The following is a 23,876-nucleotide window of genomic DNA, read 5'->3' on the forward strand; positions in this document are numbered from 1 at the left end:
TTATTTAATAAAACTATAACGAAATAGAATTTCCTTTTCAAAGTTAATTGTTTAATTTTGAATAAAATATTTTATAAACCAATAAACAAAAATAATTATGGCTTTTGAATTACCACAATTACCTTATGCATATGATGCGTTAGAACCTCATATTGATGCACGCACGATGGAAATCCATCACACGAAACATCATAATGCTTATACAACAAACCTTAATGCTGCTATTGCAGGAACTGAATTGGAAGGTAAAAGCATTGAAGAAATTTTAGGAAATTTGGATTTGAAAAACGGAGCTGTTCGCAACAACGGTGGAGGTTTTTTTAACCACAATTTATTTTGGACAGTAATGTCTCCAAACGGTGGCGGATTGCCAACTGGTGAAGTTGCTGCTGCCATTGATGCTGCTTTTGGTTCATTTGATGCCTTTAAAGCTGCTTTTTCTAAAGCTGGAGCGACACAATTTGGTTCAGGATGGGCTTGGTTGTGCGTGAAAGACGGAAAACTAGAAGTTTGCGGAACGCCAAATCAAGACAACACTTTGATGCCAGGAGTTGGTTGTGGCGGAACTCCAATCTTAGGAATGGATGTTTGGGAACACGCTTATTACTTGAACTACCAAAACAGAAGACCTGATTATATTGAAGCTTTCTTTAATGTAATAAATTGGGATGAAGTAGCTAAAAGATATGCTGCTGCAAAATAGTCTCTTTTAGAAAATAGAATAAAGAACATAGAGAATAGACGGATAGACGAAAAGTTTATTCGTCTATTTTTTTTATTCATAACTTTAATCCTAATGTTGGTGATGGAAAGCTTTTTTGTTGAAAACCAACAAAATTCCAACCCCAATAGAAATAGCGGCATCGGCAACATTGAAAATGGCATTGAAGAATTTAAAATGTTGACCGCCTAAAACAGGCAACCATTCGGGCCAATTTCCTTCGAATAATGGAAAGTACAACATATCGACCACTTTGCCATGAAACCAAGTTCCATATGGTTTTTCAGAAAATATAGTAGCTAAATGACCGTAGCTATCGTCGAAAATCACGCCATAAAAAACAGAGTCGATGATGTTGCCAAAAGCTCCAGCAAGAATTAAAGAAATGGCCACAATCAAATAGTTGGAACTGTGTTTTCTTTCGACAGAATCCCATAGCCAATAGCCAATTCCCGTTACGGCAACTAAACGAAAAACGGTAAGGAATAATTTTCCATAAATTCCTGGAATAACGGTTCCCCAAGCCATTCCTTCATTTTCTATCAATAGAATTTTGAACCAACTTGTAACGTCAATTTGACCACTTTCGCCATAGACAAAATTAGTTTTTATATATATTTTAGAAAATTGGTCAACCAGTAGGATGATAAAAACTATCAGATAAGCTTTTCGTAAAGACATTTTGTAAATTTTAATGGCGCAAAAATAGGTAAATTCTAAAAATTAAATTCCAAATTCCAATAATTTATAAATCATTGTTGGAATTTGGAATTTTCATATTGAATTTTTGAATTGCTTATCGTTGCAAATTTTTTGCTTCGATGCTCATTGTAGCGTGAGGAACAATCAACAATCGCTCTTTGCTGATTAATTTACCTGTTACTTTACAAGTTCCATAAGTTTTGTTTTCTACACGGAAAAGTGCATTTTTCAAGTCACGGATAAACTTCTCTTGACGAATTGCCAACTGCGAGTTTGCTTCTTTAGACATGGTTTCGCTTCCTTCTTCAAATGCTTTGAATGTTGGCGAAGTATCGTCGGTTCCGTTATTTAAATCGTTCATATAAGCACTTTTTATCAAATCTAAATCTGCTTGTGCTTTTTGTATTTTTTTAATAATAAGCTCTTTAAACTCAGCTAAATCTGCGTCTGAGTATCTTGCAATTTCATCTATCATCTTCTAATTATTTTGTAATTGATATTTTGGTTTTTATGTCGTCGAATTCTATTTCTATTCCGTTGTTTATGGTGTCTTCAAAAACTAATACTTCTGTTAATGTTTCTGATTTTATATAAACTTCATTTGCCATTACGGCGTTTTCTAATTCTGAATTTTTTTGCAAATGCACTTTAATTTTGTCTGTAACCTCAAAACCAGAATCTTTTCTGATGTTCTGAATTCTGTTGACCAATTCTCTGGCAATTCCTTCTTCTTTCAATTCTGGAGAGATAGTGATGTCAAGCGCAACGGTTATTCCGTTTGAATTGGCAACCAGCCAACCCTCAATATCTTGCGAAGAAATCTCCACTTCTTCTTGCGATAAAGTTATACTATTTCCCGAAATAACAATATCTATGCTTCCTTGCTTGTCTAATTGACTGATTTGCACTTGCGAAAATGACTGTATCTCTTTGGCAATCAATCCCATATCTTTTCCAAATCGGGGTCCTAACGTCTTGAAATTCGGTTTAATTTGCTTGACCAAAATTCCCGAAGCATCGTCCAAAAGTGTAACTTCTTTTACGTTAACTTCCGCTTTAATCAGGTCGGAAACGGCTTCAATTTCGGCACGCTGATTCTCGTCAAGTACTGGTATCATTACCTTTTGCAACGGTTGACGCACCTTAATCATTTCCTTTTTTCGAAGCGATAAAACTAGTGAAGAAATCGTCTGTGCTTTCTGCATTTTGCTCTCCAACGATTTATCAACAAAGTTTTCAACGAATTTTGGAAATTCGGCCAAATGTACAGAGTCGAATTTTTCTGATTGTGTTGCCTGTGTTAAGTCTTTGTAAAGTTTGTCCATATAGAACGGAGCGATTGGCGCACCCAATTTACTAATGGTTAACAAACAAGTATATAACGTTTGGTAAGCCGCAATTTTATCTTGTGCATAATCACCTTTCCAAAAACGACGACGACACAAACGAACGTACCAGTTACTCAAGTTTTCCTGTACAAATTCCGAAATAGCACGAGCCGCTTTCGTTGGTTCGTAATCAGCATAAGCTTCGTCCACCACTTTCACCAAAGTATTCAATTCCGAAATAATCCATCTATCAATTTCCGGTCTTTCGTTCATCGGAACATCGGCTTCGGCATATGTAAAATTGTCGATATTGGCATACAACGCAAAGAAAGAATAAGTGTTGTATAAAGTTCCAAAAAACTTACGACGAACCTCGGCAATTCCTTCAATGTCAAATTTCAAATTGTCCCAAGGATTCGCATTCGAAATCATATACCAGCGTGTGGCATCTGGGCCGTATTCTGCAATTGTTTCAAAAGGATCGGTAGCGTTTCCTAAACGTTTGGACATTTTATGTCCGTTTTTGTCCAAAACCAATCCGTTAGAAACTACGTTTTTATACGAAGGCTTATCGAAAACCAAAGTCGCAATGGCGTGCAGGGTATAAAACCAACCACGAGTTTGATCCACTCCTTCGGCAATGAAATCTGCTGGAAAATCTTGGTTTCCATCGATTTTATCTTTGTTTTCAAAAGGATAATGCCATTGTGCATACGGCATTGAACCCGAATCAAACCAAACGTCAATCAAATCAGATTCGCGTTTCATTGGTTTTCCAGAAGCCGAAACCAAGGTGATTTCATCGACCACATTTTTGTGCAAATCAATCAAATCATAATTTGCTTCGTCCATATTTCCAATTTCAAAACCTTTGAAAGGGTTTTCCTTTTGGAAGCCGGCTGCGATAGATTTTTCGATTTCGTTGTATAATTCTTCAACCGAACCGATTAATATTTCTTCTGTTCCTTCTTCGTTTCTCCAAATTGGCAACGGAATTCCCCAAAAACGAGAGCGTGACAAGTTCCAATCGTTGGCATTTTTTAACCAATTCCCGAAACGTCCTTCACCGGTTGCTTTTGGTTTCCAGTTTATGGTTTCGTTCAATTCGAACATTCTATCCCTAACTTCCGTGATTTTGATAAACCAGGAATCCAACGGATAATATAAAATTGGCGTGTCCGTTCTCCAGCAATGTGGGTAACTGTGCACGTATTTCTCTACTTTGAACGCCTTGTTTTCTTCTTTTAACTGAATGGCAATTTCCACATCGGCAGAACGTTCCGGTGCTTCGCCTTCGTTATAATATTCATTTTTAACGTATTTACCCGAATAATTTCCTAAACCGTCAATGAATTTTCCTTGCAAATTTACCAATGGAACCGGGTTTCCGTTTTCGTCTAAAACCAACATTGGTGGCACTTCGGGAGTAGCTTCTTTGGCTACTTTAGCATCATCAGCACCAAATGTTGGAGCGGTGTGCACAATTCCTGTTCCGTCTTCGGTAGTCACAAAATCCCCTGAAATTACTCGGAAAGCGTTTTCTGGATTTTGATATGGTAAAGCCAATGGCATCAATTGTTCGTAACGAATTCCAACTAAATCAGCGCCTTTGCATTCGATCAGGATTTGGTATGGGATTTTCTTGTCGCCTTCTTTGAAATTTTCAAAATCGGAAGCTTCAGTACTTGGGAAAAATCCTTTTGAAAATTGTTTTCCAACCAGGTTTTTAGCCAAAATTACTTTTACAGGTCGGAAAGTATATTGATTGAAAGTTTCAACCAACACATAATCAATTTTTGGACCAACGGTCAAAGCGGTGTTAGATGGCAAAGTCCAAGGCGTTGTCGTCCAAGCCAAGATGTGAATATCTCCAAATCCTTGCAGAAATGAAGGTAAAGTTTCGTTTAATGCTTTGAATTGGGCAACTATCGTCGTATCCGTTACATCACGGTAACTTCCCGGCTGGTTCACTTCGTGCGAAGACAATCCTGTTCCAGCTTTTGGAGAATACGGCTGAATAGTATAACCCTTGTACATCAAATCCTTGTTGTAGATTTGTTTCAAAATCCACCAAACAGTTTCCATATACTTGGATTTGTAAGTCACATACGGATCTTCCATATCGACCCAATAACCCATTTTTTCGGTCAAATCGTTCCACACATCGGTGTAACGCATCACGGTTTTTTTACAGGCTTCGTTGTATTCGGCTACGGAAATGGTTTTCCCAATATCTTCCTTAGTAATTCCCAAAGAAGCTTCGGTACCTAATTCCACAGGCAAACCGTGGGTATCCCAGCCCGCTTTACGCTTCACTTGGAATCCTTTTTGAGTTTTATAACGGCAAAAAATATCTTTAATCGCACGTGCCATCACGTGGTGAATTCCCGGCAGTCCATTGGCCGAAGGTGGTCCTTCAAAAAACACGAATGGGGTGTTGCCTTCGCGAGTGGTTACACTCTTCTCGAATATGTTTTCTTTTTTCCAAAAATCAAGTACTTCCGATGCCGCTGTAGGCAGGTTAAGTCCTTTGTATTCAGTAAATTTTGTGCTCATTTTATCCTTTTCTTTAATCGCGGTGCGAAAGTAAGAAATAGTTATGAATTATGAGTTATGAGTTATGAGTTTTTGTGGTTGAATTTTTCAAGAAAAAACTGCCGACAAAACCTCCAAAGATTTTGGTTTTCGGAAACCGCCGAGATGAAAAGTGTAATAATCGATCAGTGTTTTTAAAAGGATTTGTCTTTCGATAACGTGGAAGATTTTCTGGTCGTTGTCGAATTTCAAAGCAATGAGTTTTTTGAAAAGATTGGTTTCGTGTTCCGTGAGTGAACCCAGACCGTGAAATGGCGTAAAAACACCTTCGTTGGCATCGAAAAAAGGAAAATCCATTTCGGAAATATCAGGATAAAAACCTAGATATTTGGTTATTTCGAGCATTAGAATCAGGTGAAAATTGGCAATTTGGTTGTGATTGTCGAGCCAATGCAAAGCGGTTTCCAAGAAAGTAAAAAGTTGTTCGTTTTTCTCTTCTTCGTGAATGGAATGGTGCAGAATTTCGGAAATGAACATCACGATGGTGCTCTTGAAAATATCCGAATGAATGGTTTGAAATGGAGTGGCAATCTTGATTTCCTTGAAGTTTTCCAATGTTCCCTTATTTTTATGGACGGCTTCAATTTCGAGAATGGTCAGCGGTTGGAAATAGGCAATTTTCTGGTTTGATTTTCGGGAAGAAAAAGCGTCGCGAACAAAATAGGTTTTTAAACCGTGTGATTGCGTAAAGCATTTCACAATCAAGCTTTTCTCTTGGTATTTGAGAGAAGAAAGAACGATGGCTTTGGTTTTGACTAACACTTTGAAGCTTTTTGATTTAGAGACTTCGATTTATATTGCATTCCCAAAACGGCAAAAACGATCACTATTCCTTGAAAAGGCATCATATATCGGGAACAATTCACGGGACCCGAAACCAATATATAATAAGCAAATAATACAATTAAATAATACATATTTAAGGTCAATTTGTTAAATATTAGACACTTAATAACATAAAACCATTTCATACAATTTATCAAAAAAATTGGAATTAATAGTAAATAAACAAATGCCACTTTATTTTTAAATAGTGACCAAATAGATTTGTCGCTATTTAAGACTTCCAAAAATCCTTGTCTGCCATTTTCCTTTTCAAAAAAGGTAATTAAATCATATCTTCCTGGGTCAAATATGCCTCTGACAGCCGTATAGAAATGGTAAAAGGAATATCGAAACAAGTTTTTCTTTATTTCATTGGTTGCCATTTGCTTGAGGTAAATATTCTGTTCTGCAAAATTCTTTCCAACGTATCTATTATCTTTATACACTGAATCCAACCACAAATCAGCTTTTTTTTTAGACTGGGTTGAAGATTTAAAATAATATAGATTATAGTCTATTAAATTTTTATTTTCTATAGACGAAAAATGTCTGTAACCAGTTAGATTTTCATTGTGATTTAAATAGAATTGCAAACAAATTATTGGCAAAAATAACCAAAAACTAAAAACTTTATTTTTCAACATATACACTAAGAAGAATATAGAATTGATGTAAATAAAAGGGTAAAAAATGGGTTTTGTAAAGGCTAATAAAACGGTGATTATTTGAATATAGGCGAAATTATTTTTGGTCCATTTTTGAGAAAGCAACCAAAAAAGCATCGTTAAAAACAACATCACCAACCATTCTGACATTATCAATTGGGCGTAGATAAAAATTGATGGCGTAAACAAAAACAGCAATAACAACTTATTAGTCAGTTGAATGTTATACTGTTTTATTATTTTAAACAATATAAAAGTATTGAAAAGACTCAAAATAGTTTGAACAACAATTACAATCAAAGGATTGAAATCGACGAAAAAAGACAAGAAAAAAGGATACAAAAAAGGTCTTCTTGTAATTAATTCTGGATGGGTTGAAGATTCAAAATAAGTAAAATTTCGAATGGCTTTTGCAACTTCAAAATACTCGTAAGAATCCGTCAAAAAATAGATGTTGGAAACCATTCTTGCTATAAAAAACAGGAAATACAAAACGCTAATTATTAGAAATAATTTCTTTTCGGATTGCGTAAAATCATTTTTTAAAAGTGCCATTTTTATTTTTGTTCGTGATATTCTTCTTCGGTATTTATAGACCAAATATTAGACTTATCGGTATGTTTGTTTATTATGTTTTGAACGGCTTGCATTGCAGTAAGCATCGAATGGTCTTGATTGTTATATTTATGCATTCCATTTCTTCCTACCAAGAAAAGATTTTCAATAGTATCTGTAAAGTTTCTTATTTCATTAAAATCTGAATAACTCCCAAAATAGGCCGGATAGGTTTTTGGAACTTTAATCACTTTGGCATCTAATACATTTTCACCCGAATTTACAAACCCCAATTGTATCATTTCGTCAGTAGCTAATTGTACCATTTCGCTTTCAGAAAAGTGCCAAATAGGATCGGTTTGGTTGCAAAAATATTCTAAACCAACCCAGGTTTTATCAGCATCATTAACCATAAATGGACTCCAATTATTAAATACCTGAAGTCGTCCCACTTTTACATATGATTCCTGAATATAAATCCAATTATCCTCTAATTGAAAATTGACATTGTTTAAAAGCAAACCAACAGTGACAAAATCTCTATAGATTAAGCCTTTTGCCACTTCTTTTACTTTCATCGGAACTTCACAACTAAACCCTTTTATTAATTCTTGTATAGGCATAGTAGAAAAGCAGTAATCACAAGCTATTGTTTCTATTTCTTTTGTTAAACTATTTTCTATAACAACGCTATTAACCTTGTTGTTTTCAATATTTATTGCAATTACCTTTGTATTTTGCTTTAAAATCGCACCCTCTTTTTTAACTTTTTCAGCAACGGTTTCCCACATTTGACCTGGACCAAATTTTGGATACAAAAAATATTCAATCAAAGAAGTTTCAGTGCTTTTTTGCCTAATATCTTTTTTGTTATTTCTAAAAATACTTGTAACTGCATTGGTTAGAGTTTTAGTAACAGACAAACCTTTTATTCGTTGTGCGCCCCATTCTGAACTAATTTCAGTACAAGAAACCCCCCAAACTTTTTCGGTATAGTCCTTGAAAAACGTTTTGTACAAGCGGCTTCCAAACCTATTAATAAAAAAATGCTCTAGTGTTGTTTGTTTTTTAATGGGAAACAACACCGCTTTAGTATAACTTATACCTATTAAAAAAGTATTAAATAAGCCCAGACTTAAAATGGTTTGAAAGGACAAACTAATTGGATATTCGAAAAATTTCTTATTGAAAAAAATTCTAGATTTTCGTTTTCTAACTAATAAAATATTGTCATCCTTGTCGGAAATGTTTTTGCCATCAATTTCAATATTTTTTTTATCATTTTGATATGAAATGCTAATTGAACTTTCATCTGAACAAATAGGTAGAATTTCTTGCCACCAGTTCATAACAATTTCTGATTTTGAAAAAAACCGATGTCCTCCAATGTCAATTCTGTTGCCATTATGATTTTCAGTTCTAGAAATTCCTCCCCAAAATTCACTCATTTCAATAACTATTGGCAAAACCTTGGAATGTTTTATAAGTTCGTATGCAGCGGTTAATCCTGCTGGACCACCCCCGATTATTAGCGCTTTTTGGTTTACTCTATTTGACATTTATCATCTTACAATCATTACTTTTTTGACTTTCGTTTCAATCCCATCTTGTGCCGAAATAAAAATCATATACACTCCTGAAGCTACTTTGTGTTTTCCAAAAGCAGTAGTATCCCATTCTATTGTTCCCCCTTCGGAAGTAGTTTCATAAACCAAATTCCCTTCGATATCGGTAATTTTTACGGTGGCTTTGTTTAATAATCCTGATATTTTTACCGTTCCCTCATATTCTGGGCGAACAGGATTTGGATATACGAACACATTATTTAAATCTTCGTTTGCACCTGTAGCAGTTCCTTTAAAAGATATCATTCCCTTGGTTGTGGCTATAAAAACTTCCCCAGTTACACTATTAATATCAATATCATTAATGGTATTACTGGGCAATGGCGAATTGGTTTCTGTAAAATGATACTTTGTTTCCTGACCATTTGAAGAAACTAAAAACACACCCGAATCAACAGTTCCAATCCATTTATTATTAGCACCATCAACAACGATATCTGTAATAAATTGTTCATACATCAATTCTTGAGCAAGACCATCTTCGAGAATAATGATGGGTTTTGTCGTTAATTGATTTTCCGATGAAAAACTTCCAACGTTTGACAACACCCTCAATCCTTTTGTGGTTCCAATCCAGAGCTGATTATTATTGTCTGCTGCAGCAACTCTTACATTGGCATCCGGCAAATTTCCTGTATCAGCTCCAATAGTGATTTTTTTGAAAACATTATTTTTTTCATTAAATCCTATTAGACCATCTCTATCTGTTGCAATCCATTTTGTGCCATTTTTATCGATAGACAATCTAGCAAAATTAGTATTAGAACTGGCTAGTAAAATTTTATCTAAAGAATAACTTTGCCATTTTCCGCTTGTGTCTAATGTTTTTAATCCATTTTTTATTAAACTATTAGTAACCCAAAGAATTCCGTTTTTATCAAATGCAGCTCCATTTATTCTAATATCAATATAACTCGGATTGGGCGGTGCTAATATTAGCGACTCTAATCCGCTATTGGATTGATCATATAAAATTTTTGGAACATCATCTACAATTTTGAGTAATCCCGAAAAAAAAGAACTGGCATATACTTCTTTTTCATTACTAGGATTAACGGTAATTCTGGATATGGATTTTGCTCCAAATACTTTATCATAAGGAATACTTAACCAGCCTGTTTCGCTAAACTTGCTAATTCCATAAGTATCCAATGGATAAGGATTATAAAAAAGATTATAATCTCCATAAACAGCCCAAAGTGAAGTTGTTGTTGCTTGGATTGCAAAAATATTATTACGACTTGGCCCTGAGGGCATTGTATTTTCTATAGCCGAAGACACTGAAATTGTTGTACTGTACATTCCGTTTTCATTGGTTCCAATATATAGTGTGTCGTCAATATTTGTTGCACAAGTAAAACTTACAGTTGTTCCTACAATTTGACTGCTAGTAATTTGACGAACAACTCCCATTTGCTTATTATAAACAGAAACAGTCGTTGGTGTAGTTATCATCAAATAATTATCCGTAGCCCTCATATCGACAGCGGCTTGAGGAAGTTGAAATAATCCGTTAAAGAAATTTGTTGCCGAATCGTATTTCTGAACATTTCCAGAAGCATTAATAGCTATAAGTTGGGTGTCGAAAGCTTCAACACTAGACCAACTTCCTGATGCAATTAAACTCCACTGATTGAAATCTACTAAGTTTTTATTCGTACTATCCGCTTTTCGAATGCCATCTATTGTTGCTGCATATATAAATCCATTAAAAACTGTGGTTTGTTTTACACTTATTTCGGAGCCATTATTACCAATAAAATAGGTGTCACCAAAAAGCATAGTTGCTAAATTGAATTGTACGATTCCAAAATCGCAGGAAACATAAACAATCCCATTGTATTCCATAAAATGATTGATTCTTTTTAAGTTTGCTGGAAGTTGTTTACTGATAATATCCACAATGTTTAGCATACTTCCATCGGCTTCATTGATTACTATCATAAGCCCATTTTCATATCCCACAAGAGTTTTATTGGCAGTAGAACTATGCAATAAAGAAGTTATCGTTTGCCCCGAAAGTCCATCAATAGTATTGGTTGTTTTTAATTGACCTGTACTTGTGTTTTTTGAAAACAAGGCGTTTTCTGAAGCAGCAAAAAGGGTGGTCGAAGATTGAGACACATCCTTAATGTCATTATAAGAAAAATAGCCTTGCCACACCATGTTGTTTTGGGCAAAACTAATTTGCAAAAAAAGCAAAAACACAAAATATAGAAATCTGTTTTTCATTATTTGAAGAATATTTTGTTCACAAATATAATACAAACGAAAGTATTAGGATTTTGTTACCCACAAAAAAAAGCCTTTCATCAAATCTTGAATTTTCAAGTTGAAGAAAGGCTATTAATAAGTCAAATTTAAAATCTAAACGATACCCTGAGCAAGCATAGCATCGGCAACTTTAACAAATCCTGCAATATTGGCTCCTGTTACATAATCTACATATCCAGTTTCATCGGTTCCATATTTTTTACATTGATTGTGAATTCCAACCATAATCTCTTTTAGTCTATTATCTACTTCTTCGCTTGACCAGTTCAAACGAATCGAGTTTTGAGTCATCTCTAAACCAGAAGCTGCCACTCCTCCAGCATTAGCGGCTTTCCCGGGAGCAAAAAGAATTTTTTTACCTAACAAATATTTGATAGCATCTAATGTACAAGGCATATTAGCGGCTTCGGTAACACAAATTACTCCATTTTCAACTAGTTTTATGGCGTCTTCTTCATTCAATTCGTTTTGAGTAGCACACGGAATGGCGATATCGGCTTTTACTTCCCAAACTCGTTTTCCTTTGTGAAAAACGGCATTTGGATATTTTTCTACATACATTTCGGCTCTATTAGTTCCGCTATCTCTCATCTCAAGCATATAATCAATTTTTTCGCCCGAAATTCCGTCTGCATCATATATGTAGCCATCTGGTCCCGAAATGGTCAAAAGTTTTCCTCCTAATTCATTTATTTTCAAAGCTACTCCCCAAGCCACATTTCCAAATCCAGAAATAACAAAAGTTTTTCCTTTTATTTCTTGCCCGATGGTATGAAGCATTTGTTCTGTAAAATAAACCACGCCATATCCTGTTGCTTCTGGTCGAATTAACGAACCTCCATAAGCCAATCCTTTTCCAGTTAACACTCCAGTAAATTCATTTCTAATGCGTTTGTACTGACCAAACAAATAGCCAATTTCTCTTGCTCCTACACCAATATCTCCAGCAGGAACATCAATTTCTGGCCCAATATGGCGACACAATTCGGTCATAAAAGATTGGCAAAAACGCATTATTTCGCCATCAGATTTACCTTGAGGATCAAAATCCGAACCTCCTTTTCCGCCTCCCATTGGAAGTGTTGTTAAACTATTTTTGAATACTTGTTCGAAAGCAAGAAATTTAAGTACCGATAAATTAACTGAATTGTGAAAACGAATTCCTCCTTTATAAGGTCCAATAGCTGAATTCATCTGAATTCTAAACCCTCTATTGACTTTAATTTCTCCTGTATCATCAACCCAAACTACTCGAAAAGTTATTGTTCTTTCGGGTTCGGTAATTCTAAGAAGAATATGTTTACCATCATATTTTCGTTTCGAAGCTATAAAAGGAATTACTGTTTCAGCAAATTCTCTAACGGCTTGAATAAATTCAGGCTCATTTGGATTTTTGGCCTCAACTTGAGCCATAAAATTATTGATTTTTTCTTCCATATTGAAATAAATTAGTGTATCAAATTTACTATTAATCGTTTACTTAACCAAAACTTTTTGTTTTTTAAGAAAACGTTTTCGTAAGTCTTGCAAATATACAGTATATGAGAATATTTGTATCCAAATTTAATGATTCTTAACACATTGCGAATGCTTTTTATGTATGTTGGAATGATTTTATTCAAAACCAAAACTATTGATGACAAAACACAAAAATTTGTGTAGTTTGTTTATATAATTTTTCTATTGTTTATCGTTTTATCATATTTACATAGAAAACATAAGGATTGATTGATGTTTTTATATATTTGTAAAAAAGTAATTCATTTAGAATGATTCAAAAATTCATTGTATTTTTCTGTCTTTTCCTCTTCGGATTTTCAAATGTTGCGATTGCGCAATTTGGATTTTCGCACGAAATTGGAGTAATTGCTGGTCCAGTAGCCTTTCAATCTGACTATGGAGAAAGACACGATTTATCAACAAATGCTGGTAATTCAGGATTTGGAATTGGTTTAATTCATTATATGAATTTCTCTTACACAGCTGAATGTAATTGTTATACTCCTGAAACTTATTTTAATGATCATTTCAAACTAAGAAGTGAGTTGTCCTATAACAAAACCAAATTAAACCATTTCGGACAATGGGTTGAAGGCAATCCCTCATTGGGCAAAGAACAATTAAAAGCCATGAACGGAAATACTGCTGTAACCAACGTCGGTATGCAATTAGAGTTTTTCCCTTTAAGTATTCGTGATTTTACAGAAACCATTGGAAGTTTTGGGCCTTTTATTAGCCTTGGAGGACAATACAGTTTTTATAATACAAAAGCTTCGTCAACAATGGGACCATTAGGAACTCCTTTGACCACTTTTCCTAAATATTTAACACCAACCGATGACCGCTCTTATGGTTTTTCTACTGAATCAAGTTCAGTTTGGTCGGTAGTTTCAAGTGTGGGAACTCGTTACAAACTTTCTCCATTATCTGATTTGATGGTCGATTTAAGATTGCAATATTATTTTTCTGACTGGGTAGATGGATTAAAACCTAATCCTGACCTTTATAAAGAAAACAAAGCCAATGACTGGCTGGTTTGGTTTAATGTCGGATATATTTATTACTTACAATAATAGCCAACAATTAACCATAAAAAAATCCCAATTCTTCAACTATTTCAAAATTGGGATTTTTTTATACTTCAAAATAGTTTAAACCAATTTTCGAATGCTCATCAAAATTCCAATGTGCAGTCCTTCGTGAAAATTATTAAAATTCAATGCGTCTTGAACGCTATTCAAAACAAAACCTGTTGAAGTGGGATACTCTGTATAGTTTTTGAAAATTCCATTTTCGTAATCTTCTTTTGTTTTTTCGATGGTTGAGAACAACAAAGACTTGATTTCATCTACTTCGTCTTGAGTTGCTGCTTGTTCTGGTTTGGTTCCTTTTTTGTATTTTTCTACCAATTCATCCGAAACCATTATTGGCAATCCTGAAAGTTTATAAACCAAAAGTTGTTGTGTCACAATAACGTGGGCAATATTCCAAATCAAATTATTACCAAATCCTTCAGGAATTTTATTGAGTTGTTCCAATGTGTGTTTTTCTAAAATTTTAGAAATCATATTTCGGCTAGTTGTATTCACGTTGAATGCTGAAGTCATTTTTTTCGATTTTATTGTTTTTCAAATTTTCGATAAAAATAATCATTTTCCGTTGTAAATGGATTTTCTTTGCATAAAGAAATTGTACCTACCGTTATGAACAAAATATACTACCTCGCTTCCTGCGATACTTGTCGAAAAATCATCAAATCCTTGCCACAAAATCATAATTTGACCTTTCACGACATCAAACAAGACCCCATTACGATTGAAGAATTGGAGAAAATGCACCAACTTTCGGGAAGTTACGAAGCACTTTTTAGCAAAAAAGCACAACTCTACAAATCGATGGATTTGAAAAACAAATCCTTGACCGAAGCCGATTTCAAAAAATACATTCTGGAACATTACACTTTTTTGAGTCGCCCCGTTTTTATTATTGACAGCAAAATATTCATTGGCAACAGTCAACAAAATATTCTTCAAGTAATGAAAGCGTTATCGAATGTCTAAAAAAACCCTTGCCCTCATTACCGCCACCATCGTTTCCATTATTTATGGAATGACCTTCACAATTGCCAAAGACGTGATGCCCCAATATGTCGATGCATACGGGTTTATCATAATGCGAGTGGGTGGAGCCAGCATTTTGTTTTGGTTGGCTTGGTTTTTTAGCAGGAAATCCTCAGCAATTCGAGAAGAGCAAATAGACCCAAAAGATTACCCAAGAATTATTGCTGCAGCTTTTTTTGGCGTAGCACTGAATATGCTGTCTTTCTTCAAAGGATTGAGTTTGACTTCGCCCATTTCGGCTTCGGTACTAATGGTTTCAACGCCTATTATTGTACTCGTACTTTCGGCCATTATTCTCAAGGAACGAATGCAAAAACGAATGGTTTTTGGAATTGTTTTAGGACTCATCGGCACTGTTTTTCTGATACTTTACGGGAAATCTTCGGGAAATGCCACCAATCCAACCTTGGGGAATTTTCTAGTTTTCATCAATGCAAGTTCCTACGGATTGTACTTGGTTCTTGTCAAAAAATTGATGCAAAAATACAATCCCTTCAACTTTGCCAAATGGATTTATCTAATTGGTTTTATAATGGTTTTACCTTTTGGTTGGAACGAATTCGATGCCGTAAATTGGACTTCGATGCCAATGGATATTTATTTAAAAATAGGTTTTGTGGTGGTGTTTTCGACCTTCGGAACTTATCTGTTGAATTTGCTTTCGATGCGAGAATTAAAACCCACCACCATCGCCGTTTTTGTTTACTTACAACCCTTGTTCGCTACCATTTTTGCCATTAGTTTAGGAAAAGACGAACTGACTTTGGTCAAAATCGTTTCGGCTATTTTAATATTTGCAGGTGTGTATTTGGTAACGCAAAAAAAGTGATTAGCCATTAGTAAATAGCTTTTTGTAGCAACTAATCACTAATTACTAATTACTCTGAACTTTTCTTATCTTTGAACTCTTTTAGAAAAATATATGATACAATCAATGACTGGATTTGGTAAAGCAAGCTTGCAATTGCCAACCAAAAAAATAACAGTAGAAGTAAAATCCCTGAACAGCAAAGGCTTAGATTTAAGCGTGAGAATGCCTTCGTCTTACCGCGAAATGGAACTGGGTTTACGCAACCAAATCGCCTTGAAACTCGAAAGAGGAAAAGTGGATTTCTCGATTTTTATCGAAAGTACCGCCGAGCAAACTTCCACGAAGGTGAATGTTCCCATCGTAAAAGCCTACATCAACCAATTACGGGAAGTATATCCTGATGCCGATGAAACTGAATTGATGAAAATGGCCGTAAGAATGCCCGATACATTAAAAACCGAAAGAGAAGAAATTGACGAAAACGACTGGATTGAAATTCAAAAAGTAATTGCGGAAGCTTTGGATTATATCGCCAATTTCCGAAAAGATGAAGGTGCTTCCCTAGAGAAAGAATTCCAGTTACGCATTGGAAACATCCGTCAATATATGAACGATGCCTTGGCTCTTGATCCAGAACGTGTTCAGGCGATAAAAGACCGTTTGCAAACTGCCATTTCAGAATTAAAAGTGAATGTTGATGAAAACCGTTTTGAACAAGAATTGATTTATTACCTAGAAAAATTAGACATCACTGAAGAAAAAGTACGTTTGACCAATCACTTGGATTATTTCCTGGAAACCATCAACGGAACCGAAGCTAATGGTAGAAAACTAGGTTTCATCACCCAAGAAATGGGTCGTGAAATCAACACAATGGGTTCGAAATCGAATCACGCCCAAATGCAAAAATTAGTCGTGATGATGAAGGACGAATTGGAAAAAATCAAGGAACAGGTTTTGAATGTACTTTAGTTTAAAATTTATTGAAATGAGGAAAATTATTTTACTGTTTTTTCTAATAACATTAACTTGTTTTTCTCAACAAAAAAATATTTCAATTGAAAGCTTCAGAACTAATGATAGAATTTTTTACGGTTCAATTGATGATAAATATGACATCACTATCTATTTAAAAGTTGAAAATTTTTCAGAAGATCATTTATATGTATATTCAGTTAAAGGCTGGTACTATTATAATAAAGTAAAGAAAAACATTCCATTAGTTGGTGTTTTTAATCCAATGACAGGATTGACATTATTTAACACTAACGATAAAACTTTTGAAAAAAAAATATTGGATTTTTATTTTACAGGTGTTGTTTGGGATAAACTAGACGAAATTGAAGCTTTCAAAAATTATAATGAAAAAATTTTTATTTCAAATAATACTAAAGAAAGCAACAGTTGGTCAAACAACGCTAAAAATTTGAAATTAACTATTAATAATGAATTAGAAGACATATATATATTCGAAGATTTTAAGTTTTTAAAAATAGGAAGTTCCATAATCAACCTTTCCAATTATCATTTGAATTATAAGGATTTAGAAATCATATCAAAAAAAACATCAACTTCAGAGATAAGATTATTATTAAAATATGAGCAATTTGGGAATCCAAACATTCAAGGTATGTGTGGAGGATCGATGGATTTCGGTTATATAATTCTGGTGATTAATAATAAAAATGAGTTGATTCAATTTGAAGAAATAGAAATAGAAAATTGTAGAGCATTCATTTATTCACAACAGTTAGAAGAAAACAATAAAAAAATACTTAAATATAAAATTACAGATTCAAGTAATGATAAAGAAAACAACAAAACAATCACAATTGATACTGAATCTATAAGACTTATAAAATAGGGCAACATAATGAAAAAAGGAAAATTAATAGTGTTTTCGGCACCATCGGGTTCAGGGAAAACCACCATCGTTAGGCATTTATTAAAGCAAGAAGACTTGAATTTGGAGTTTTCGATTTCGGCGGCAACGCGTGAAGCTCGTGGCGAAGAAGTAAATGGAAAAGACTATTACTTTATGTCGCTAAAAGATTTTAAAACCCACATCAAAAACGAAGATTTTGTGGAATGGGAAGAAGTCTATAGAGATAATTTTTACGGAACGCTAAAAAGCGAAGTCGAACGCATTTGGGCCAAAGGAAAAAACGTGATTTTCGACATTGACGTTGCCGGAGGGTTGCGCATCAAGCATAAATTCCCTGAAGAAACCTTGGCTGTTTTCGTGAAACCACCCAGCGTGGACGAACTCAAAAGAAGACTCAAGGAACGTTCTACAGAAAGTGAAGAAAAAATCAATATGCGTATTGCCAAAGCCCACGTCGAATTGGCGACAGCACCACAATTTGATGTTGTGATTAAAAACTATGATTTGGAAATTGCTTTAGAAGAAGCACATCAATTGGTGAAGGATTTTGTAAAATAAGGCATTAGGTTTTAGGTATTGGGTATTAGTAAAATCCAAAACCTAAAACCTAAAACCTAAAACCTAAATTATGAAAATCGGTCTCTATTTCGGAACATTCAATCCCATTCATATTGGGCACTTGATTATTGCCAACCACTTTGCTGAATATTCTGGTTTGGATCAAATTTGGATGGTTGTGACACCGCACAATCCGCTCAAAAACAAACAGACTTTATTGGACGATTACCAACGACTGCAATTGGTGTTTTTGGCCACCGAAGATTACCCAAAAATCAAGCCTTCGGATATCGAATTCAAGTTGGCACAACCCAATTATACCGTGAATACTTTGGCTCATTTGCAGGACAAACATCCGCAACACGAATTTTCGTTGATTATGGGAGAAGACAATTTAAAGTCCTTACATAAATGGAAAAACTATGAGGTAATTTTGCAAAACCACGACATTTTCGTCTATCCAAGAATTTCATCGGAACTGGAAACTTTGCCATATAAAGACAATCCCAAAATTCACATTATTGATGCGCCAATTGTAGAAATTTCATCGACCTTTATCCGAGAAAACATCAAAAACAAGAAGAATGTTCGCCCACTTTTACCTGAAAAAGTTTGGGAATATATCGACCACAATAATTTATATAAAAAGTAAAAAAATCTATTCAATTAGTAAATAGTAATCCACAAAAAAACCTTCTAGTTAAATACTTAGAAGGTTTTTTTTAATCTTAGAATATGGTCTAGAATATAATTTTATTCGTAACTAATTCGCCATTTTGCAAAGTAGTTTTTACAATCAAAGCTTGATGACTCGAACTGAAATCTGTTGTCAAAAACTCATTGCTATCTACTTTGTTGTTTTGATATATTTGTCTTCCTAACAAGTCGAAAATGACGACTTTGTTTATCGTTTCTGACAAGGAATTTATTTTTATTTGTTTGTTTTTTACAGAAACTACAACTTTGTTTTTTTGTGTTGTTACAGTATCTGTTCCTAAGGTTTTACCATTGGTATAACGCAACACAAATCGATCATTAAATGTACCTGCAACAGTACTAAAAGTATAATTACCAGCGTTTAATTCAGTGATGGTATTGGTTAATTTGTCTTCAATAAAAATCTTTTGATTAGTCATTGAACCATCTACTTGATCAATACTTATTGTGAAAGGGCTTTCAATTGTTGACCTGAATCCTAGAGGAACTTCATCATTTTCGCTAAATGGTAAGGCACGACCCTGAATTGTTAAATTTTTACCTTGGTTCACACTGTAAAAGTCTATGAATTCTTGCCCATCAAAACTTTCTCCATCAAAAGCATTATCAATATCATTTGTAGCTCCATCAATATAACCTACCAAGGTTTGTTTAAACGCTCCTTTTGCATTGGTTAGATTCAACCAAATACGGTTTTTCTCTATTTGTGCTGTTTTGCCTTTAGTGTTTTTAATTTTAAAAAACTGGCTGTTATCCAATATTGCTCCTCCTGAACTTAAGCGCATGGCATTATTGAATGCAACTGAGCCTCCTGTAGCTTTACTTGTAGTAAAAAAAGCTTGTCCTGCAGCAATTTCACCTGTTGGAATTATTCCTCCGCTAACCGCTACTCCACCTGTTCCGTTATAAGATGCATAATCATCCGAAGTATATGCAAATGCTCCTGACCCAGCAGTTCCGTTTGTAATGTTAGATGCTAATTGAATAGCCGTGTTGTGTGTCCAAAAATAAATCGTTCCCTCTATAACAGTACTATTGGCTGACAAAAATTTATTGGCATCAATAGCTGATGGATATGGATTTCCTAACAAATTAGAGTTTCCTGTTGGCCCAATCACAATGCTTTTGTTTCCATTGTGTGGTGTTCCTGTAAAAGTAGCTTGATAAAAACTTGGCGGCGGAGGCGGGGTTGGCGATCCTATTTGTTGTCCTCTAATAATGTATCCTTTTCCGACGGTCATTATCGTTGAAGCTGATTCTGATTTCCAAGATTCTGGAGTGGCAAAATCATTAAATGAATAAAACATTCCAGAAGTATAAGCAGGAGATATAGCCAAATTTTGATTAGCAACTGGTGAAGACCAATAAGTATAGTCAGAAATACGAACCGATGATGTATTTCGTTTATAGATAATATTGCCTGAATTTATTGCGGCATCATTTATTTGTACTAAACTGGCAGTGTTTTCGAAAGTTAAACTTCCTGCGGTAATTTTTAATTCATTGGTCAGGGTCAAAGTATCATTTGCATTAAAAGTAACCGCTCCTGAAGTTATCATACAAGAACAAGCAGTTACATTTCCAGTTGAGGAATAATTTGCAGCAAAAACAATTTTTTGATTTACTGTAGGTATTCCTTGTGACCAAGCTCCAGTCCAAGTATTGGTAACCAAAGAATTAATAACTACATTTCCAGTTGCCGATGAAGTACAAGTTCCGTTGGAAGCTGAAAATTGATAAGTTCCTTCAGTTAAACCTGATATTGTCATTGATGTTCCTGTAATAGGAAAATTAGTTACTACAGTTCCTGTTTGATATATCGTTCCAGATGCAGGCAAACCACTTAAGACTACGCTTCCAGTTGGGGTTGAACAATTAGGCTGAGTTATAGTTCCTACTGTTGGTGTTGCTATTCCAACTGTAACGGTTATTGGATACGATACCGTACTTGTACAACTAGGCCAATCCGTTTTAAGCGTTAAAGTTGCATTGTAAACTCCAGCATCTGCACCCCAAGGCACATTTACTGAAAATGTATTTGGAGCACTTCCTAAACCAACATAAGATAAATCACTAAATCCAGCTGTATTAGCCGTTGAATCAAAATCCACAACACAAGCAGCTGGCGAACCCGTTGTGGCTGAATAAGCAAAAGATGCGGTGGTCGTATTTTGACAAACACTAGAATTTGAATTAATTAATGTAATGGTTAGTTCTGGATTTACCGTTACACTAAAAGCAGAAGAATTAACTGTAGCACAACTTCCACTACCAACAACGGCTCTATATTCCCAAGTTCCAGCTACCGAAGGGTTTTCAGAATAAACTGTAGTTGTATTAGCAATAGTAGTCCAAGTAACTGATGGTAGTAATCGTTTTTCCCAACGCACTACATTACCTACGTATCCACCACCTAATGTCATATTTCCGGTAGAAGAATTTAAACAAATTGGTGTGTTTCCACTATAAACTCCACCTCCTACTGGAGTTGGACTTACAACAATAGTTTGTATTGAAGAATAAGCAGAAGTACAACTACCGCTTTGAACCACAGCTCTATATTCCCAAGTTCCGGCGGCATAAGGAATTTCAGAAAAAGTGGTAGCGCTTCCGCCTGCCCAATTCCATCCACCACCGTTGAGTTGCTTTTCCCAATTTACAATGGTTCCTGTATATCCAGAAAGAGTTAAAGTTCCTGTAGAAGAACCTTGACAAATTGGTGTTGAACCTCCAGAAACTGTTCCACCAACACTTGCTGGATTAACAGAACTAATATTTATAAGAGAACTAACAGAACACCCTAATTCATCTGCATAATTAAGCGTGTAATTTCCAGAATCTAATGCTGTACGATTTAAAGTTGTAGCTCCATCTGCCCACGAAACATCTAAAACATTAACTGTTACAGGAACATTGGCACCCGATTGATACAAATCGATGGTTTTAGAATACACTAAAGTATTAGATGCGTCAAAAAGTTCTAATAACATATTTTGCCCTCTATCTTGACAACAATCTGTACGATTAAAAATTCTTAAATAATCAATATTTTTTCCCAATTGTAAATCAACTGTAATATACTCATTAATATTTGATGTTGCACTATGCCAAAAATTATTACTTCCAGAATTATTTCCATCAATAGCACTTGATGCTGGGTATAACCCTGAAAGTGTTGAAGTTGCAGAAGCTGTTGCTCCATTCGAAGATCGTGCAACATTGGTTCCAGTAAAAATTTCATAAGCCTCAATTTCAGCCACTTGTTGCCAAGAAGCATACTTTTGGGTCAGTCTTATGTATCTAATATTTGATAATCCTCCTGAAAGAGTAGGTGAAATACTTCCATTATTCGAAACTGGACAAGTTTCATCAACCTTGTTTGGAGTGATAACAGGCAATGCTTTGACCGTCAACAAGACTGAATTGGAATTAGTGCGACAACCTGTACTAGATCGCACAACACATCTCACATAATTACCAGTCCAAGCAGCAGGCGTGTTAGTCAATGTAAAAGTAGCCGTTGTATATCCCGCTACATAAGGATTTAAAGCGGCATCTATATTTACCCAGTTTGTATTATCTGCTGAATACTGCCATTGATAGGTTGGACTTGAGGCTGAAGTTGCCACACTAAAGCTTCCGCCAGAATTTTCGCAGATAGTTAAAGCTGTAGGTTGTGTTGTTATTGTTGGAGCAGTACAACTATTGTTTATTCTACCTGTTGTTGCAGCAAAATAAGTATTGTCCTTATTGGTTGCCGTAGATGATGTTGACCCCCAAGAACCTGGAACAGTTCCTTCTCCTCCAAGAGTTATAGTTCCAGCCGTATGAGTTAAACTAGTTCCTAGATTAGCGATTACATTTGTGGCAATAGAAAAATCATTATTGATAGTAGTTGCAACACCAAATGTTTTAGTTCCTGAACCAGAAAGCGTAAGATTGTTGTAAGAATAATTCCCAATATTTTGATTTCCAGAGTTATTGTAGTTTACTGTCCCTGTTGATGGTGTTAACCCACCACCTGTCATTGTTCCTCCCAAATTTAAAGTTCCAGCCCCTGTAAAAGTTACTTGATTCCTATTAGTCGAACCATTCATTGTTATATTTCCGCTAACATTGATAGTACCTGTGGAAACAGATAAAATACAATCCCTATTATTATTTCCTGAATCAGACATTGATATTGAACTAGCAGAAAGTGAACCATTATCAACATTAATAATAGTATTCCTTGTCCCTCCAGTTGGTCCAGTCATTACTATTGCTCCATAAACGACAAGCGTACCAGGTGAGGTGATTGTTAAAGTGTTGGTATTAGTACCTGTATTATTTATAGTCAAAGTTAAACAAACTGCTCCGGCAATTGAAATAGTTGGTTTGTTGGCAACATTAGGTATTACAACATCATCCGCAGCTGTAGGAACAGCATTTCCACTCCAGTTAGCTGCTGTATTCCAATTTGTACTGGAAGATCCATCCCAAGTTCTAGTGGCGCCAAAAGAAACTAGAGGTGTTATAGAAACAAACAAAACCATCAAGAACAATCCAATTGCTGATGATGATTTTGATGATAATATAATTTTTATAACAGAATTTAAGTAGGATGAATTCATGAATTTATTGGCAGTGCTTTTCTATTTTACTAAAAATCTATTCTTTACACTTAATTGGGGTTAGCAAAAAATTGGCTTTTGTGGCTCGAAAATAGTTTATCTTAATCATCAAGAATAAAAAATCCGATGAAACACGTTTTTTATCGATAAAAAACAAAATTTAATATAAATGGATTGTTATTGCATAAATAAAATAGTTCTAGTTTAAAAAAAACAAGGTTTTTAAAACATTTTACAATAGCCTAATTAACAATTCCTATGAAATTTTTAGCATAAGTCAAGTACAAAAAAACAAATGGATGAATTTTAGAAATAAAAAAAACTCCTTGTCAATAACAAGAAGTTTTGGATTTTTGAAAAAAATTATTGTTTTACTTTAGTA

The 23,876-nt window shown here is 34.7% G+C and carries 18 protein-coding genes; 8 read left to right on the plus strand and 10 right to left on the minus strand.

What is annotated here, in order from left to right; translation table 11 throughout:
* The first annotated feature begins 97 nt into the window (after positions 1–97).
* A complete protein-coding gene (locus C3L50_RS07960) occupies positions 98–703 on the plus strand; it encodes a superoxide dismutase (protein ID WP_103805645.1) in 606 nt (201 codons plus the stop codon).
* A 90-nt stretch (positions 704–793) separates the two neighbouring features.
* On the opposite strand, the gene C3L50_RS07965 is transcribed toward C3L50_RS07960, so the two are convergent.
* From C3L50_RS07965 to gdhA, 8 genes are all read right to left on the minus strand, one after another.
* Positions 794–1,402, minus strand: coding sequence for a lipoprotein signal peptidase (locus C3L50_RS07965; protein ID WP_103805646.1), 609 nt, complete (start codon positions 1,400–1,402; stop codon positions 794–796).
* Between the two features lie 115 nt (positions 1,403–1,517).
* The gene (locus C3L50_RS07970; RefSeq protein WP_103805647.1) at positions 1,518–1,898 is read right to left on the minus strand and encodes a TraR/DksA family transcriptional regulator; all 381 of its coding nucleotides are present in this window, start codon (positions 1,896–1,898) and stop codon (positions 1,518–1,520) included.
* A 7-nt stretch (positions 1,899–1,905) separates the two neighbouring features.
* Positions 1,906–5,307, minus strand: coding sequence for an isoleucine--tRNA ligase (gene ileS / locus C3L50_RS07975; protein WP_103805648.1), 3,402 nt, complete (start codon positions 5,305–5,307; stop codon positions 1,906–1,908).
* 87 nt (positions 5,308–5,394) lie between these two features.
* Positions 5,395–6,108: a DNA repair protein RecO gene (gene recO, locus C3L50_RS07980; RefSeq protein WP_103805649.1), complete on the minus strand. Its 714-nt coding sequence runs from the start codon at positions 6,106–6,108 to the stop codon at positions 5,395–5,397.
* The gene (locus C3L50_RS07985; RefSeq protein ID WP_133158863.1) at positions 6,102–7,391 is read right to left on the minus strand and encodes a hypothetical protein; all 1,290 of its coding nucleotides are present in this window, start codon (positions 7,389–7,391) and stop codon (positions 6,102–6,104) included. Before C3L50_RS07985 ends, recO begins: the two co-directional genes overlap by 7 nt.
* 2 nt (positions 7,392–7,393) lie before the next feature.
* Positions 7,394–8,950: an NAD(P)/FAD-dependent oxidoreductase gene (locus C3L50_RS07990; RefSeq protein WP_103805651.1), complete on the minus strand. Its 1,557-nt coding sequence runs from the start codon at positions 8,948–8,950 to the stop codon at positions 7,394–7,396.
* Between the two features lie 3 nt (positions 8,951–8,953).
* Positions 8,954–11,248 (minus strand): type IX secretion system anionic LPS delivery protein PorZ, encoded by a 2,295-nt coding sequence (porZ, locus tag C3L50_RS07995; protein WP_103805652.1) that lies wholly within the window; start codon positions 11,246–11,248, stop codon positions 8,954–8,956.
* Between the two features lie 135 nt (positions 11,249–11,383).
* Positions 11,384–12,727 (minus strand): NADP-specific glutamate dehydrogenase, encoded by a 1,344-nt coding sequence (gene gdhA / locus C3L50_RS08000; RefSeq protein ID WP_103805653.1) that lies wholly within the window; start codon positions 12,725–12,727, stop codon positions 11,384–11,386.
* A gap of 332 nt (positions 12,728–13,059) precedes the next feature.
* On the opposite strand from gdhA, the gene C3L50_RS08005 reads away from it, so the two are divergent.
* Complete coding sequence (locus C3L50_RS08005) at positions 13,060–13,863, plus strand: THC0290_0291 family protein (RefSeq protein ID WP_103805654.1); 804 nt, start codon at positions 13,060–13,062, stop codon at positions 13,861–13,863.
* Between the two features lie 78 nt (positions 13,864–13,941).
* Here C3L50_RS08005 and C3L50_RS08010 read toward each other — a convergent pair whose 3' ends face one another.
* Positions 13,942–14,397, minus strand: a complete 456-nt coding sequence (locus C3L50_RS08010) for a DinB family protein (protein WP_103805655.1) — start codon at positions 14,395–14,397, stop codon at positions 13,942–13,944.
* A gap of 96 nt (positions 14,398–14,493) precedes the next feature.
* On the opposite strand from C3L50_RS08010, the gene C3L50_RS08015 reads away from it, so the two are divergent.
* From C3L50_RS08015 to nadD, 6 genes are all read left to right on the plus strand, one after another.
* Positions 14,494–14,850 carry an arsenate reductase family protein gene (locus C3L50_RS08015; RefSeq protein ID WP_103805656.1) on the plus strand — a complete coding sequence of 119 codons (357 nt, stop codon included), beginning with the start codon at positions 14,494–14,496 and terminating at the stop codon, positions 14,848–14,850.
* Positions 14,843–15,739, plus strand: coding sequence for a DMT family transporter (locus C3L50_RS08020; RefSeq protein ID WP_103805657.1), 897 nt, complete (start codon positions 14,843–14,845; stop codon positions 15,737–15,739). Before C3L50_RS08015 ends, C3L50_RS08020 begins: the two co-directional genes overlap by 8 nt.
* A 93-nt stretch (positions 15,740–15,832) precedes the next feature.
* Positions 15,833–16,693, plus strand: coding sequence for a YicC/YloC family endoribonuclease (locus C3L50_RS08025; RefSeq protein WP_103805658.1), 861 nt, complete (start codon positions 15,833–15,835; stop codon positions 16,691–16,693).
* A gap of 16 nt (positions 16,694–16,709) precedes the next feature.
* Positions 16,710–17,585: a hypothetical protein gene (locus C3L50_RS08030; protein WP_133158864.1), complete on the plus strand. Its 876-nt coding sequence runs from the start codon at positions 16,710–16,712 to the stop codon at positions 17,583–17,585.
* Between the two features lie 9 nt (positions 17,586–17,594).
* Positions 17,595–18,164 (plus strand): guanylate kinase, encoded by a 570-nt coding sequence (gmk, locus tag C3L50_RS08035; protein ID WP_103805660.1) that lies wholly within the window; start codon positions 17,595–17,597, stop codon positions 18,162–18,164.
* A gap of 70 nt (positions 18,165–18,234) precedes the next feature.
* Entirely contained in the window at positions 18,235–18,816 is a 582-nt protein-coding gene (gene nadD / locus C3L50_RS08040; protein WP_103805661.1) for a nicotinate (nicotinamide) nucleotide adenylyltransferase, read from the plus strand.
* Between the two features lie 88 nt (positions 18,817–18,904).
* Here nadD and C3L50_RS08045 read toward each other — a convergent pair whose 3' ends face one another.
* Positions 18,905–23,494, minus strand: coding sequence for a T9SS sorting signal type C domain-containing protein (locus tag C3L50_RS08045; RefSeq protein ID WP_103805662.1), 4,590 nt, complete (start codon positions 23,492–23,494; stop codon positions 18,905–18,907).
* Between the last annotated feature and the right edge of the window lie 382 nt (positions 23,495–23,876).

Source organism: Flavobacterium alvei (genome assembly GCF_002920895.1).
GTDB classification, from domain to species: Bacteria; Bacteroidota; Bacteroidia; order Flavobacteriales; family Flavobacteriaceae; genus Flavobacterium; species Flavobacterium alvei.

Excerpts from the sequence above, each read along its gene's own strand:
- nadD (WP_103805661.1), top strand. The coding sequence starts at position 18,235 with ATGAAAATCGGTCTCTATTTCGGAACATTCAATCCCATTCATATTGGG.
- C3L50_RS08015 (WP_103805656.1), top strand. The coding sequence starts at position 14,494 with ATGAACAAAATATACTACCTCGCTTCCTGCGATACTTGTCGAAAAATC.
- gmk (WP_103805660.1), top strand. The coding sequence starts at position 17,595 with ATGAAAAAAGGAAAATTAATAGTGTTTTCGGCACCATCGGGTTCAGGG.
- C3L50_RS08030 (WP_133158864.1), top strand. The coding sequence starts at position 16,710 with ATGAGGAAAATTATTTTACTGTTTTTTCTAATAACATTAACTTGTTTT.
- C3L50_RS07970 (WP_103805647.1), bottom strand. The coding sequence starts at position 1,898 with ATGATAGATGAAATTGCAAGATACTCAGACGCAGATTTAGCTGAGTTT.
- C3L50_RS08045 (WP_103805662.1), bottom strand. The coding sequence starts at position 23,494 with ATGAATTCATCCTACTTAAATTCTGTTATAAAAATTATATTATCATCA.
- C3L50_RS08025 (WP_103805658.1), top strand. The coding sequence starts at position 15,833 with ATGATACAATCAATGACTGGATTTGGTAAAGCAAGCTTGCAATTGCCA.
- C3L50_RS07990 (WP_103805651.1), bottom strand. The coding sequence starts at position 8,950 with ATGTCAAATAGAGTAAACCAAAAAGCGCTAATAATCGGGGGTGGTCCA.
- ileS (WP_103805648.1), bottom strand. The coding sequence starts at position 5,307 with ATGAGCACAAAATTTACTGAATACAAAGGACTTAACCTGCCTACAGCG.
- porZ (WP_103805652.1), bottom strand. The coding sequence starts at position 11,248 with ATGAAAAACAGATTTCTATATTTTGTGTTTTTGCTTTTTTTGCAAATT.
- C3L50_RS08005 (WP_103805654.1), top strand. The coding sequence starts at position 13,060 with ATGATTCAAAAATTCATTGTATTTTTCTGTCTTTTCCTCTTCGGATTT.
- gdhA (WP_103805653.1), bottom strand. The coding sequence starts at position 12,727 with ATGGAAGAAAAAATCAATAATTTTATGGCTCAAGTTGAGGCCAAAAAT.
- C3L50_RS07985 (WP_133158863.1), bottom strand. The coding sequence starts at position 7,391 with ATGGCACTTTTAAAAAATGATTTTACGCAATCCGAAAAGAAATTATTT.
- C3L50_RS07960 (WP_103805645.1), top strand. The coding sequence starts at position 98 with ATGGCTTTTGAATTACCACAATTACCTTATGCATATGATGCGTTAGAA.
- C3L50_RS07965 (WP_103805646.1), bottom strand. The coding sequence starts at position 1,402 with ATGTCTTTACGAAAAGCTTATCTGATAGTTTTTATCATCCTACTGGTT.
- C3L50_RS08020 (WP_103805657.1), top strand. The coding sequence starts at position 14,843 with ATGTCTAAAAAAACCCTTGCCCTCATTACCGCCACCATCGTTTCCATT.
- C3L50_RS08010 (WP_103805655.1), bottom strand. The coding sequence starts at position 14,397 with ATGACTTCAGCATTCAACGTGAATACAACTAGCCGAAATATGATTTCT.